This window comes from Undibacterium sp. KW1 (assembly GCF_009937955.1).
Lineage (GTDB): Bacteria > Pseudomonadota > Gammaproteobacteria > Burkholderiales > Burkholderiaceae_D > Undibacterium.
Window position 1 is genome coordinate 4,107,061 of sequence record NZ_AP018439.1, and the last position, 13,042, is coordinate 4,120,102.

Sequence of the window (13,042 nt, forward strand, 5' to 3'; positions counted from 1 at the left end):
CATAATGCGACGTCAAGAATTACAAAACGTCGTAAATCGCACCATGCGCTTTCGGTGCGCGGCATTCCAGCGTGTATTCAACCACCAGTTCACGCTGTACTGCATCGCCTGTCGTCGCCAGTTCGATAGTACTGAACGGGCGCAAATAAGCCAGAGCCAATTTGTCGGCCTGCAAGACAAACACATCACGCGCGGCCTGGAAGCGGTTCGGCACCACCTTCAAAGAGCCAAAGTCGGATACATACACATCAATCGCTGCATACAGCTTCGCATCTTCTGACTTATCGAAACGTGTAGCATTGCCGCTGAAGGTAGAGAAAGTCTGTTTCTGCGCCGGGCCGACCATAATGGTGTCAGGTTCGCCACCGGCGCTATAACATTTCTGCAAAACATTCTTCAACTGTGCTTCAGTAAATGCACGCGGTGTACCGACGGTGCGGCCAGTGTTGCCTGTGTAGGATGCCAAAGTACCGGCATTATTATCGACATTATCAACTACCCAACCTGGCAGGCCACGTGCCTGGCGCGGGGAAGTTGCAGCAACATCCAATTGACACAAGGCCGACTCCATATCACGTTTCAATTCCAGCGAAGCCATGGACAACTGGTAAGCCAGTTCATCCTTGCGACCCGCAGGGTTCATCGCTTGCTGGGTACCAGAGACGATCACGGTCTTCGATGCGATCTGGGTACGGTTGCTCAAACGCACAGTCGGCGTCACGCTCTTGGCCGTGGCATTGTCACCCTCAGCTTGCGCATTGGTGGTGACGGCGCTTGCCAGATCCTGCGTTTGCCATTCATGCAAAGTATTGCTGGCCTTGGCCTTAGCCGCCATGTTCATCAATGGCGTAGTGGTGGGGGAAATGCGATAGATGATATCGCTGAGATCTTCCTTATTACCAATCGCGCTGGTTGTTACATAGGTATTGCTTGGTGCTGTCATAGATTTCTCCGGGGTCTCGCGACCTTAAATAAATTTTGCAAAAAGGGATGCTGCGTCTTCAACTCTGCCGGATTTGGCAAGACGCTGCATGGCAGCCTGACGACCATCACCACCGGGTGATTCGCCTACACCCGGCCTGATTACTTTTTGCGGTATGCTCGTCACACGCTTGGCTGCTGCATTGGCTTTGGCCATCATGGCATCGTAAAGCATAGCCTTACGTCCCAACAGTACCGCCTTATGATCAGCGATACTATCGACTAACTGATGTTCAAACCCCTGCTCCAGTAAATACTGGCGAATAGCCTTACTTTCGGCTTCGGCCTTTCTGCTGTCTTTCCAGTCCGGTAGCTTGGCAAGAAGTTCTTCCTGCTGCGTATGGAGCACAGACTCCAGATGGTTTGCCTGTTCAGCCTGGGCGATATGTGCCAGGCGTTGTTGTTGCTGCATATTTTTCTGATAGGCGGCTTGTCTCCTTTGATAGAGATGCTGCTGCTTCAGATATTCAGCGGGATTATTGTCCAGCAAATGTTCCCAGTCTATCTGCTGTTGCTGGTTCAATGCACCTTCGATTTGGGCGGCCATTTTTTGCAGATTGCTGGCATACTCATGGCGTTCCTGGCTGGCCCTGTGAATTTCAGCCTCGGCAGCTTTGCGCTGTTCAGCCACTTCCATGGTCTTTCTGGTGTAGTCAGATTGACGCAAGCCATTTTTATAGGCATCTGCCAACTCTGCCTTCGATAAATTAACAGTCTTGCCATCTACAACAATGGTGACAGCCTCTTTCTCCCTGGCATACAGGTCCTGCTCTGCGTCCTCACTGCCTGGCTCTGCAGGCAAAGTATCGCTCCTATCTCTTCGTCCACTCAAGTCATCCAGCACTTCCCTCTCAAGAGCCTGGGCACTTTTTTCATGTGCCTGCGGTTCCAGAAAAGCGCCCATGGCTTGCGCCGCACCATCTACATTCAAAGCACTACTTGTGGGTTCAGTTACCTGATTATCCATATTCCATCTCCAATCAATGAATGGGACTTCCACCCATTCCCGGCGCCTCACGGCGTTAAGATTTATCCGGCAGAAAAACCGCTATCGCAGCCACCCAGTGTGCCGGACCACCACTAGACTCTTACTAATTCACCACTGTTAAGCTGATAAGCAGTTTCGCCACATGCCACCCTGACCCAGCCCTTATTTGTCTGTATCATCGCCACTGCGGGATGCGGGTGAAAAGCCATGGCAACCGAATCCTTCCAGCCCTTGAAATCCTGTACAGCCTTCACCAATTCTTCAAACGATGCATCAGGCCTTGCTTGTGTTCCACTTCCAGTTGCGCCAGCTTGCCGGTCTCCAGCGTTGTATCGAGCTGGCTTTTGAGCTTCTTCAACATGGCCAAATACATCCAGAGTTTTTCCCGCCCCTCGGCGTCGCGTGCTGGTGAGTTTTTCCATTTTTCTGTGACCTCGTTTTCTATATCAGCAAATGCCTGTTGATAGGCTTCATTCTCCAGCACTTCCCTGGCGCGGCTGGCTGCGTGTACGCGTTGTTCAAATGTGCTCATCATTCGCTCCTGTCAATCCATCCGCCATCCCCGCAACTGAACCGTTCACGCAAGCATCCAGTTGAGCTTGTGGCTGCATCTTCGCTTCCGCCGCAATACGGGCAACCATCATCCTGGTTTCTGCCTCCAACTGCGCTTTCCAGCGATCAAACTCCATGCGTTGCTGCGCCAGTTGCGCATCCAGTTGTGCTTTATGCTGCCGCTCCTGCATATCATTCTGTGATTGCGCCAGTTGCTTTTGTGCTTCCAGTTGCAGTTCACGCTCACGCAGCATGGCTTCCTGTTGCAATTCGCGTTCGCGCATTTGCATGTCCATCATGTGCTTTTCTTTACTCGCCTGCACTTGCATCTGTGTCTTTTGCTGTTCGGCCTGCATCTGCATTTGTACAGGATCAGGCGACGGTGGTGATGATGGCGCTGGTGGATTTTTAGCAGGGTCGCTAAAAAACTTGTCACCATTCTTGAATCCCAGCAAACGCGCCAGTTCCGAACTGGATTGATAAATCCCTTGCGGATTTGCGATGCCTAAGGGGAAAACTTTTTCCTGCTGCGCCAGCAAGGCCATCAGATAATTCACCTTCTGGTCTTTGTTACCCAGGCCTATGCCGACGTTGATACTCACATCAAACTGGTTGCGCCATTCACGTGGATCAATATCCACCCAGCCATTAGATAACCTGACTTGCGCTTTCTTGTCCTGATGCTGGCATATCAATTTCAACACCAGCTTGAACAACTCTGTAAAGCCTTCCGCAAAATTGCGCGAGATTAAATCCAGACGCATATCTGCCTTGTTGGTGATGATATTCATGCCCTGCGCAGTCTGGTTCAGGCCATCAGAGTCATTGCCCTGACTATAGCGTGTCCAGCCTGTCTTGTTTTCCAGGTCTTGCTGTATATAGTCCAGCAAACCCATGGCTTCACCTGTATTACCCTGTGCCTGGTCCAGCCTGCCAACCGCACCAGGCTGTTTAATACGTACCACACCACCAGGGCGTGAAGTCAGTAAATCATCCAGATTCACCTGGCCTTCGACGGCATAATAGCGGCCATTGACGTTCAGATACAGATTATCGAGCTGGCTGCGCAAGATGCTGGTCTTAGTTTTCTGGCTTTCCATCGCCAGATCGGCAATCGACAAACCAAAGAAGGTATGTGGCAATGGCACAGGCGTGATATCAACAAAGGGGATGAAATCCACCTCCTCATTGTCAAGCAACTCATTGCCCGCCACCGTCACCTTGCGCAATTCGCTGATGCCATCGCCGTCAAAATCACAACGCACATAAGCTTCTGTAATCCAGATCTTGCGCTGGCTGTCGTCAGCATTCGTTACTTCATCCGACAGATAAGCATTTTCATCATTCCAGCTCAGTCGCTGTATGCGTTCCAGATTCAAGGCTTGCCCCTGATCTTCGCCGCTGATATTGTCCACGTTCTTGTAACCCATGGATTTCAGTTCAGACACTGTCCGTTGCACCCTGTGCCCGACAAACCTGGCTGTCTGTATATCCTTGGCATTGCGTGCAATCAAAAATTCTTCAGGTGGCACATTGTCGATCTGTATCTTGCCGCCAGTCTTCACCCGCTTGCAGGTAATGTCATACAACAATTCAGGTGGCTGTGACTGGATTTGTTGCAACTGCGCTTGCAACTGCTGTACAACCGGGTTAACTTGCTGATTTGCTGGCGGCATATTCGGCGGGCCAGGTGGCTGTCCGGGGTGCTGAACATTCGCTTGCGGTGCCTGCTGCATTTGCTGACTGATTTGCTGGTTGATCTGTTCGACCGCCTGCTGACGTTGTTTGGCGTCGTCTTCATCCGGATAAGCCTGCTGGGCAATCACCTCGATTTCTGGATCATCCAGAATTTGCGCCAACTCTATCTGGTTCAAACCTTTATATTCTTCCTTAGCCTCTTCAAAGCGGGTATCCCACCACACTTTGACGATGCCATTTTTTTGCAGCAAGGCATCCTTCATCCATACATAAGCTATCTTGTGACCATTGTTCTTTTTAAAGAACAAGTAATTGATGTATTCCGTCGCTGCCTTGGCCCTGGCTTCATCGTCCGGATTTTGTGGTTCAAACTCGACAATCGAATCACCGCCACAAAATGTCAACATCAATTGCGGCAACATAGACTCTATGGTGTCACGGACATCAGTAGAAACCACAGACGAGCGGCCATCCACTTCTGGTGGCGACAAATCACCCACCGCCAGGCCCAGATAATAATATTCCGCCTTTTGCCTCGCTTGCGACAAACGCGAAGATGAATAACCCAGGCTCTGGCGCATTTCTGTCTGCACCAGTGCTTTCAATTCGTCTTGAGATAAAGCTTTAGCCATTCCATCCTCTATGCATAAGTAAATTTAGGGTAAGTCAGTTTGCCACCCCATTCTTCGTTCGACATCGCCTCTGCATTGATGCAGATATAGCGCAGGTTGTCTGCACCATGACTGAACTCATCATGCAAGGGTGCGCCAGCTTCATTTGTGCTTTGGTTGATCACGCGGCGATAGCGTTTCACGCATTCAATCAGACGCGCAGTTTTATCCGCATCAAACCACAAGCGTCCAAATGTCATGCGCGTCAGACGTATGCCATCTTCCACACTCATGCTGGGCGTGATTGCCACATCCCAGCCCAGAGCCGTCATGATTTCTTCTGCGCTCTTGCCGGTCTTGAAGTCCTTGTTGCGACCATCGTGAGGTAAAAATAGTTTTCCCCAATTCATATTCTTTTGCTTCAACAAGGCAGAGTAATAATCCAGGGTTTGATGGCTGTCTTCCAGGTATTCAATCACCCGCAATTCAGAGCTTTGTCTTTGCACCAGGCTGATCGCCATCGCATCATTCCAGCCCAGATCAACCACAACATGCACTTTCAGCATAGGGTCATACGGCACATGACAAACCCTGCCCTGTGCGCCAGCCACTTCGTGGTAATAAATCGCCCCACTCACTGCCGGTTTGCATTCACCGTCCCAGATATTTTTATAAGCTTCAGGTTCGCGCTGCATGCAGGTTTGTCGTTCTCTTTCCAGCACGTCAGGGAACCAGGGGTTATCCCGCCAGTTCATCAGGATCGATACACAGTCATGCGGTGGCCTTGCGACAAAACGCTGATGGGTAGGATCAGTTTCCAGTTCGGGGTTATAAGTCACCCAGATTTCTGAACCTGCCGTACGTATCGTCGGTATCAAAATACTCCATGATCTGTCCGACACACTCTGACCTTCTTCTATCCACACCTTGGTGCAACCTTCAAAAGACTTGATACTGTCAGCCGTCTGGTCAGACAAACCGCTGAAATAAAAACGTGTGCCATTCATGCCGCGAATTTCTGATTCATACACCTGGTAGAAATGACTCAATCCCAGGGCTGCAATCTGGTCACGCAATAACTGATGCACAGATTGCTTGATCGATTTCTGCAACTCACGTGCACATAAAATCCGCTCTACATTCTGCACACCCAGCAACAACAAGGCGCGGGCAAAGCCCCAGGACTTGCCGCTGCCGCGCCCACCACGCGCCACCTTGTAACGCGCTGGCTGGAACAAGAATTCCAGTTTTTCAGGAAACTCGCATTCAATCTGCATTCGGCTTGACCAGTTTGATGGCGATATCACTAATCAAATGTTCGCCGTTTTCTCCCGCCCCATTGACTTGCAGAGGTAAAATCTTCAGATACAACACTGTCCAAAAGGCTTTTTCATTGGTCGGGTCTTCCCTTGCCCACTGCGCCAGGCGCAAAGCACCACCCAGTTCCTCACCCGCTTTGGCAATCGCATCCCTGACAGTCAATGTAGATTGACTGACTGCTTTTTTTGGTCGTCCGCGTGTCTTGGCAGCAGGTTTAGCCGCCATCTCAGATGCAATAGCAGCCTTCACAATTTTGCTTTCACTCATTTATTTTCAGGATGCCTTGCGGCTTGTCCTGCTCCAGGGTTATCAGCATTGGCCTGCCCGGGAACCATGGGCAGCGCATCTGCACGGCTGCATTAACTGCAATTGCAGGCGCACATTCCCATGATTCCCGTCAACGCCTAAAAAGATTTACCTGTCTGCTGCTTTGCGTTCAGTATGGTCAGCACTACGTGAAAGGGTGATACGCTTGCAATCACAAACAGGTAAAAGCCTGAGCGCCAGCACAAGCAAATTGCGTGGCGCGATTCTGTCAATTTTCTGCATTCATCGACAAGATTCATTAACAAAATTTGCGAACAAAAATTCATGAACAAAACGCAGAAAACAAAAAGCCCAGCTGCTTTACAGTAGCGGGGCCAGATCAACTCTAACAAATAAAATTCTTCAGGACGCAAATCGCCCTGAACAGAACTATATACTGATTATATAATCAGTGCAAATTTTTCTTAAGCTCCAGCATTTACAGGAAAATTCTCTGTAAAAACAGCGCAAAAGTTTAAGAAAAATCCATCAACTCAAAACCAAAAACCCCACTTTTTACAAAGCAGGGTTCGTGGTTTTTATCTGAGGGTTACTACAAAATAGCAACAGGACGCAGCTCGCCCTGAACAACACTATACACTGATTATTTAATCAGTACAAATTTTTCTTATTAAATTAGAGTACGCAGGCGCAGCAAGAAAACAACATCTGAATTCAGCCCGGCACACGCATTAACAAAAATAAAATAATCAATAAAAACAAGGCCTTAAAAACAAAAAACCCCACTTTTCACAAAGCAGGGTCCGAAGTTTTTATCTGAGGGATACTACAAAATAGCAACAGGACGCAACTCGCCCTGAACAACAATATACACTGATTATTTAATCAGTACAAATTTTTATTAAGCTTATTTCTCATGCATATTTTCTCCATAAAAACAGCTGGCGCAGCAAGAAACCAAGCCTGATTGGGCGCACAAGCAAGCACGCCGACAAAGCGCAAATTCGTCCAGATGAATAAAAACACAATGACTTGCTTTCGGTCATATAATTATTCACAGCAAATTTTTCGCTTGGAGGTGTTCACCATGGGGAGCAAGGTATTTTGCCCACATCGTCCTTGAACAATGTCTCCTCTCTGCTCGCGAGGAATCTGCTACTGGCTTTCGTCTATATCCTGTTTGGACGCATCGCCCTGTTGCTAGCCATTCCTCCCGGCTATGCCATTGCCGTCTTTCCACCGGCGGGCGTGGCAGTGATTGCCGTGCTAACGGGTGGATACCATCTGCTGCCTGGCGCAGCTCTGGGTTCATGTCTCTTCAATCTGTGGATAGGCTGGGAAAGCCAGGGACAATTGACGCTCACAAATACCGGCCTGGCCCTGCTGGTTGCCACAGGCGCCATGCTGCAGGCGATGAGTAGCGCTTATCTGCTGAAACGCTTTGTTGGTTATCCAGCCGCGCTTGATGACGAACGGCATGTTGCGCTCTTCCTGTTGCTCGCTGGGCCGGTTGGCTGTCTCGTCAATGCCAGTGTCGGCATGCAAATTTACGCTGGTGTCTGGATGGGACTGGCAAAGTGGATGCGCGTGGTGTGCCGCATTTTATTCTTGGTATTGTCGATCATGGTACGCGCATGAATTTGTTGTTGCTGCGTTTGGAGTTGGCGACGTCGGCGGTAATACTTGAGCATATAAAACAGGCGATCAACTTGTTTGGCAAACCAAAAATTATTCGTAACGATAATGCCTCTGTGTTTCGCAGTAAAAAATTCAGACGGGCGTTAAAGAAATTAGGAATTCGTCAGGAGTTCAGTGAACCCGGTAAGCCGTGGCAAAACGGCAGGATTGAGCGTTTCTTTTGAACGTTGAAAGAGAAATTGAATTTGACTACACCGGTCAATGGATTCATGCTGGATGCCATGCTCAGGGATTTTACGACCTGGTATAACCTGATCAGGCCGCATCAGCATTTGCACGGGCATACGCCTGCTGAGGTCTGGACGGGTATTAATCCGTACATCACACCACCTAAGTCTGTGCATCAGTTTGAGGCTTGGGATGATTTGTTGCAGGGATATTATTTGCGGCGCTAGCAAATTCTCGATGAACCAGAATATACATTTTAAACGGACAGCTTAGCTGTTCAGGATGAATCTCGCCTTGAACAAGTAATTTGCACAAAATTCAATCCAGAGAACAAATTGAATTGCTCGAACTGATTAAAAAATAGTTAGTTCTGTGTTTAGCCAAACCAAAACCGTCGGCAGATTTTGCGAAATTTGCAGATCTGGCGGAGCGATTTGGTTTAACTGAACACTGAACAGGGCAGCAGCAACAGCAAGTATTTAAACTTCAATTGTAGTTATAAAATCCTTTAAAGAATCTTTAATTTTATCGTCCGACATTAAAGTGAAATCACATTTTTTTTGCAATCCTTTCGAGATCAAAAAATCTGTTTCGTCGTCTAAAGTTACTAATAAGCCACGTTCATTCCGATAATTGAGATTTCGAGGCTCAGAAGTTTTGTAAATAGTTAATCGGTCTATTCTCTTACCAATAATATTCGCACATTGCGGATCACCAAAGCGCATATCTTGGCAACTAACCAAGCATCCTGAATTTATTATATAAGCAAATTTTTTTTCTAATATATCAAACGTCAAAGGCAAATTTTCTTGCCATACAAGCACAGAACTATTTAAAGAAGAAGCGTAGAATCCAACACAGATTTCAGATTCCAATAAAAAAAATATCGGTCCGCTCCCGCGTTTAAATAATTTATTTTCAGGGATGTTATATGGTGCACATAGATAAGTAGAAGGATGCTCTTTATACAATTTCAATATATCGATAATCTTTTTTGATTTTAATTTTTTAAGTAAATCAATTGAGTCACAAAGCAATGGCAAATCATCCCCAAAAGGTAATTTGTTCTCTGCGAATAACGTAACGCCATTTTTTTCACTGATAATCCGACGCATATCACTTCACTTTCTATTTACTTTAGTCCAATAAACATATCATAAGCAATGAAGCTCATTCAAAAAAGCTTCATTCTCCTTCAATTCAATATTACTGTTGTCGTAACGTTTTATCCATTTGCACCTGCAAAGCACTCGCCAGAGAATTCCCCAAACTGTCCAGCAAAGCCGCCATCGCCAGATCACCATCTGCCGCTGTCGTCGTACTGCTGGTGTTATTTGTGCTTGCTGTTGAATTGCTTGCCGTTCCAGCCGGAATCACAATCGCACTACTCCCCGACGTTGCCTGCATAGGCGTCGCTGCGACTGTCGTGGTCTTGCTATTCGTCGTCGTAGTCGGTGTCGCCGGGCTCACCGCCGTCGCATACGGATTCGCTGCGGCGACTGACATTCCCATGGCACTGGTCTGTGTTTGTTTCGCTGGCATTGCCGCCACCTGGAAGCTGCGGTTGTTGGCGATGTAGACATTGCTGTTCCAGTTGTTGACGACGACATTGCCATCCACCACACCACTACCACCACTGACTGTGGCCAGCGGCGCGAGGATGCTGGCGTTGAGGGCAACGTTGGTGAACGTCAGTTTCTTGGCGGTGCTGAAGTTGAACAGGGTGTTGTAGTTCTTGAAGCCGTCAGGCATGCCGCCTTGCATGCCACTGTCCCCAGTGACGTTGATGATGAGTGTCTGTCCCGGTGTGAGGTTGACGAAGTTGGCGTAGGTCACATTCAGCAAATCAGCACCTTTGACATTGAAGATTTGTGTGCCACTTGTGCCATCGCCCTGGAAGGTCATGCCGTTGAACTGTATCGTGGTCTTGCCATTGGCAGTTTGCGCTGCGAGGTTGGTGGACAAGTCTGTCAACTGGGTTTTGTTGTCGGCAAAGCTGAATGGCGGTGCGGCTTTGACGACGGTGTCTCCTTGCTGGAGGTTGTTGACGTTCTTGCTGCTGCCATAAGTGGCTTTGCCATGGGTGGAGCCACCATTGAAGGTGAGCTGGTTACCGACGATTAAGGACGCGCCCTGGTAGTTCTTTTGGGTGGTGTCCATGCTGAAGGCGGAGACATTGAAGTTGTGGCCTACAGCCATGGTACCGGCGACTTCGCCACCGGTGGCGGTGTAGTCATTGAAGATGAAGGCGTTGAACTGCCCTGCCAGGCCCAGGTCTGCACTGGTGAGTACGGGTGGGGCAACGCAGTCGCATTAAATTTCCCAGTTAAAAGCCCTCAAAAGAAATTTCCAATTGCGCTTGCAACTGAGAATGATTCTCATTTATAATGAATCCGATTAACATATATTAGTCGTAAAAACTCCCCTTTTTACGATGCTCCCAGCCTCAAGCACGGTGCAATGAACGTGCGGGCTAAGGAGTTGACCATGATACGCACCAGCCAGTCGCCGCTAGCCAGTGTCCAATTTTTTAAAATTAGGAAACACGATGCTAAGCAAGACGCAAATCGCCCTGGCACTGGGTATGGCATGGGGCATGGCTCCGGCAACTACTTTTGCACAAACTCCCGGCCCGGTTCCACCGACAGAAGCAACTACCCTCAAAGATATTACTGTCACCTCTACGCGTACCGCCAGGACAGTCGATAGTGTGCCCAATACCGTCACCGTCATCCCTGCTGCCAGGATAGAGCAGGAAGGTGGTCGCGACATCAAGGACCTGTTCCGCAATGAACTCGATATCAGCGTGCGTGCTGCCCCTACCCGCTTTACAGCGGCTGGCAGCTCCACTGGTCGTGCTGGTAATGAAGGTATCAATGTCCGTGGTCTCGAAGGTAACCAGGTCTTGATGCTGGTGGATGGCACGCGCGTACCGGGTAGTTTTTCGTTTGGCGCATTTGCGACAGGCCGTGGTGATTTCCTTGAACTCGATGGCATCAAGGCAGTAGAAATTTTGCGTGGGCCTACCTCCACACAGTTCGGCAGCGATGGTCTGGCTGGTGCAGTCAGCTTCCGCACACTGGACCCGTCTGATTTGCTCAAAAAAGGCCAGTCTTTTGGCGGCTTCGTGCGTTCTGGCTATGCCACAGTCGATCGCTCATGGCGCAATACCGCAGCTATAGCTGGCGACAATGGTAGCTGGCAAGGTTTGCTGCTGGTCAGCGACCGCCGTGGTCATGAAACAGAAAACCGTGCAAACAATGACGCAAAAAACGTCAACCGTACCAAACCAAATCCAGTTGATTTCAATGCCCAATACCTGCTGGGTAAAGCCATCTTTAAAATCGATGGCAACCAACAGATCGAAGCCAGCGTAGAAGCACAAAAACGCACGCAGGAAACTGATGTTTATTCTGCCCGCGCCGTGCCGCCACTGGCATCCACCAGCACCCTGGACCTGGATACCCGCGACAAGGTAGAGCGCAATAAACTCAGCCTGGCGCACCGCTATAAAAACCTGAATTCCAGCTGGTTGCACAATGCCGAGACACGTCTGTACTGGCAAGATGCCAAGGTCAGCCAATACTCTGCTGAAGACAGAAACACCGCCGCTGACCGCACCCGCGACAACCACTACAACACCAGGATCGTCGGCTTGTCCAACATCATGGAAAGCAATTTCTCCGGTGCGGTTGAACAAAAACTCAGCTACGGCTTTGACTGGAACCGCACAGAAGTCACCGGCCTGCGCGATGGCACGGTAGCGCCATTTGGCGAATCCTTCCCTGCCAAGCCTTTCCCTGACACGACTTACACAGTCACAGGTGCCTTCATCCAGGATGAAATCGAAGCAGGCAAGCTAAGCATCATCCCCAGCCTGCGTTATGACCATTACAAGCTCGCTCCTTCCAGTGCAGGCTACACAGGCGGCGCAGTCGCAACTCTGTCTGACAGTGCTGTCACACCACGCCTGGGCCTGGTATGGCAACTCGACGCCACCTTTGCACCTTATGCACAATTCGCCAAGGGCTTCCGCGCACCTACTCCTGATCAGGTCAATAATGGTTTCACTAATCTGGCATCCGGCTACACCAGCATAGGCAATTCGCAACTGAAAGCAGAACGTGCTGACAGCTTTGAGATTGGCTTTCGTGGCAGGGTGCAGGGTTTGCGTTATTCCTTCGCCGCATTCGACAATAGCTACAAAGACTTCATCAGCCAGCAGGTAGTGCGCGGCACAGGCACTGCAGTCGACCCGCTGGTATTCCAGTACATCAACCTGGCCAAGGCGCAAATCCGTGGTGCAGAAGCACGTGCAGAATGGCAGATCGACAGTAACTGGCAAGCCACTGCCGGTGTCTCCTACACCAAGGGCGACAGCGAAGTTGCTGGCGTAAAAACGCCACTCGACACCATCAACCCGATGAAATTCCTGGCAGGCCTGCGCTATGACACAGCAGTCTGGGGTGCGCGTGCGCAATTCCAGCATCATCAAGGCAAGCAGCTCGACAGGATCGCACCAGCATCAACAACACAGTTTGCACCAGGTTCTTACCACATCGTTGACCTCGGTGTGTACTGGAAGCCCATGCCTAACCTGACAGTCAATGCCAACCTCAACAATGTCTTTGATACCAAATACTGGGCCTGGTCTGATGTACGCGGCCTGGCTGACAACACCAACGTCAAAGATGCTTACACCGCCCCTGGCCGAAATGCCCAGGTATCAGTTCGTTACGACTTTTAAGAAGGAATCGTC

Annotated in this window: 14 protein-coding genes; 5 read left to right on the forward strand and 9 right to left on the reverse strand. The window is 49.4% G+C overall.

Annotated elements, in window-relative coordinates; all coding sequences use genetic code 11:
• Positions 1 to 19: 19 nt before the first annotated feature.
• The 7 genes from UNDKW_RS18335 to UNDKW_RS18365 all read right to left on the reverse strand — a co-directional run bounded on the left by UNDKW_RS18335 (position 20) and on the right by UNDKW_RS18365 (position 6,417).
• Entirely contained in the window at positions 20 to 943 is a 924-nt protein-coding gene (locus tag UNDKW_RS18335; RefSeq protein ID WP_162059865.1) for a DUF5309 domain-containing protein, read from the reverse strand.
• Positions 944 to 967: 24 nt separating this feature from the next.
• Positions 968 to 1,948 (reverse strand): hypothetical protein, encoded by a 981-nt coding sequence (locus UNDKW_RS18340; RefSeq protein WP_197892923.1) that lies wholly within the window; start codon positions 1,946 to 1,948, stop codon positions 968 to 970.
• 113 nt (positions 1,949 to 2,061) lie between these two features.
• Positions 2,062 to 2,223, reverse strand: a complete 162-nt coding sequence (locus UNDKW_RS18345; RefSeq protein WP_162059866.1) for a hypothetical protein — start codon at positions 2,221 to 2,223, stop codon at positions 2,062 to 2,064.
• Positions 2,220 to 2,501, reverse strand: coding sequence for a hypothetical protein (locus UNDKW_RS18350; protein ID WP_110256864.1), 282 nt, complete (start codon positions 2,499 to 2,501; stop codon positions 2,220 to 2,222). The genes UNDKW_RS18345 and UNDKW_RS18350 overlap by 4 nt, the downstream gene beginning before the upstream one ends.
• Positions 2,488 to 4,851: a hypothetical protein gene (locus UNDKW_RS18355; RefSeq protein WP_162059867.1), complete on the reverse strand. Its 2,364-nt coding sequence runs from the start codon at positions 4,849 to 4,851 to the stop codon at positions 2,488 to 2,490. The genes UNDKW_RS18350 and UNDKW_RS18355 overlap by 14 nt, the downstream gene beginning before the upstream one ends.
• 8 nt (positions 4,852 to 4,859) lie before the next feature.
• Positions 4,860 to 6,107, reverse strand: a complete 1,248-nt coding sequence (locus UNDKW_RS18360; RefSeq protein WP_197892926.1) for a PBSX family phage terminase large subunit — start codon at positions 6,105 to 6,107, stop codon at positions 4,860 to 4,862.
• Positions 6,097 to 6,417: a hypothetical protein gene (locus UNDKW_RS18365; protein ID WP_162059868.1), complete on the reverse strand. Its 321-nt coding sequence runs from the start codon at positions 6,415 to 6,417 to the stop codon at positions 6,097 to 6,099. Before UNDKW_RS18365 ends, UNDKW_RS18360 begins: the two co-directional genes overlap by 11 nt.
• 1,119 nt (positions 6,418 to 7,536) lie before the next feature.
• Here UNDKW_RS18365 and UNDKW_RS18370 point away from each other — a divergent pair.
• Genes UNDKW_RS18370 through UNDKW_RS18380 form a run of 3 tightly spaced genes read left to right on the forward strand, consistent with a single transcriptional unit; the run spans position 7,537 to position 8,510 of the window.
• Positions 7,537 to 8,055, forward strand: coding sequence for an MASE1 domain-containing protein (locus UNDKW_RS18370; protein ID WP_232063039.1), 519 nt, complete (start codon positions 7,537 to 7,539; stop codon positions 8,053 to 8,055).
• Positions 8,010 to 8,279 (forward strand): DDE-type integrase/transposase/recombinase, encoded by a 270-nt coding sequence (locus tag UNDKW_RS18375; protein ID WP_232063439.1) that lies wholly within the window; start codon positions 8,010 to 8,012, stop codon positions 8,277 to 8,279. Before UNDKW_RS18370 ends, UNDKW_RS18375 begins: the two co-directional genes overlap by 46 nt.
• A 15-nt stretch (positions 8,280 to 8,294) precedes the next feature.
• Positions 8,295 to 8,510, forward strand: coding sequence for a hypothetical protein (locus tag UNDKW_RS18380; protein ID WP_162059871.1), 216 nt, complete (start codon positions 8,295 to 8,297; stop codon positions 8,508 to 8,510).
• Between the two features lie 252 nt (positions 8,511 to 8,762).
• Here the strand turns inward: UNDKW_RS18380 and UNDKW_RS18385 are convergent, their stop codons facing one another.
• Both UNDKW_RS18385 and UNDKW_RS18390 read right to left on the reverse strand, forming a co-directional pair.
• Entirely contained in the window at positions 8,763 to 9,398 is a 636-nt protein-coding gene (locus UNDKW_RS18385; RefSeq protein WP_162059872.1) for a hypothetical protein, read from the reverse strand.
• Positions 9,399 to 9,489: 91 nt separating this feature from the next.
• A complete protein-coding gene (locus UNDKW_RS18390) occupies positions 9,490 to 10,527 on the reverse strand; it encodes a choice-of-anchor A family protein (RefSeq protein WP_370529141.1) in 1,038 nt (345 codons plus the stop codon).
• Here UNDKW_RS18390 and UNDKW_RS30570 point away from each other — a divergent pair.
• Both UNDKW_RS30570 and UNDKW_RS18395 read left to right on the forward strand, forming a co-directional pair.
• Positions 10,429 to 10,671, forward strand: coding sequence for a hypothetical protein (locus tag UNDKW_RS30570; protein ID WP_232063479.1), 243 nt, complete (start codon positions 10,429 to 10,431; stop codon positions 10,669 to 10,671). The two genes, UNDKW_RS18390 and UNDKW_RS30570, sit on opposite strands and share 99 nt — an antisense overlap.
• Before the next feature lie 160 nt (positions 10,672 to 10,831).
• Positions 10,832 to 13,030: a TonB-dependent hemoglobin/transferrin/lactoferrin family receptor gene (locus tag UNDKW_RS18395; protein ID WP_162059873.1), complete on the forward strand. Its 2,199-nt coding sequence runs from the start codon at positions 10,832 to 10,834 to the stop codon at positions 13,028 to 13,030.
• The last annotated feature ends 12 nt before the right edge of the window (positions 13,031 to 13,042 follow it).

Bases quoted from the DNA above. Each gene is read 5' to 3' on its own strand.
- UNDKW_RS18335 (WP_162059865.1), bottom strand. From the start codon at position 943: ATGACAGCACCAAGCAATACCTATGTAACAACCAGCGCGATTGGTAAT.
- UNDKW_RS18340 (WP_197892923.1), bottom strand. From the start codon at position 1,948: ATGGATAATCAGGTAACTGAACCCACAAGTAGTGCTTTGAATGTAGAT.
- UNDKW_RS18350 (WP_110256864.1), bottom strand. From the start codon at position 2,501: ATGAGCACATTTGAACAACGCGTACACGCAGCCAGCCGCGCCAGGGAA.
- UNDKW_RS18355 (WP_162059867.1), bottom strand. From the start codon at position 4,851: ATGGCTAAAGCTTTATCTCAAGACGAATTGAAAGCACTGGTGCAGACA.
- UNDKW_RS18360 (WP_197892926.1), bottom strand. From the start codon at position 6,107: ATGCAGATTGAATGCGAGTTTCCTGAAAAACTGGAATTCTTGTTCCAG.
- UNDKW_RS18365 (WP_162059868.1), bottom strand. From the start codon at position 6,417: ATGAGTGAAAGCAAAATTGTGAAGGCTGCTATTGCATCTGAGATGGCG.
- UNDKW_RS18385 (WP_162059872.1), bottom strand. From the start codon at position 9,398: ATGCGTCGGATTATCAGTGAAAAAAATGGCGTTACGTTATTCGCAGAG.
- UNDKW_RS18395 (WP_162059873.1), top strand. From the start codon at position 10,832: ATGCTAAGCAAGACGCAAATCGCCCTGGCACTGGGTATGGCATGGGGC.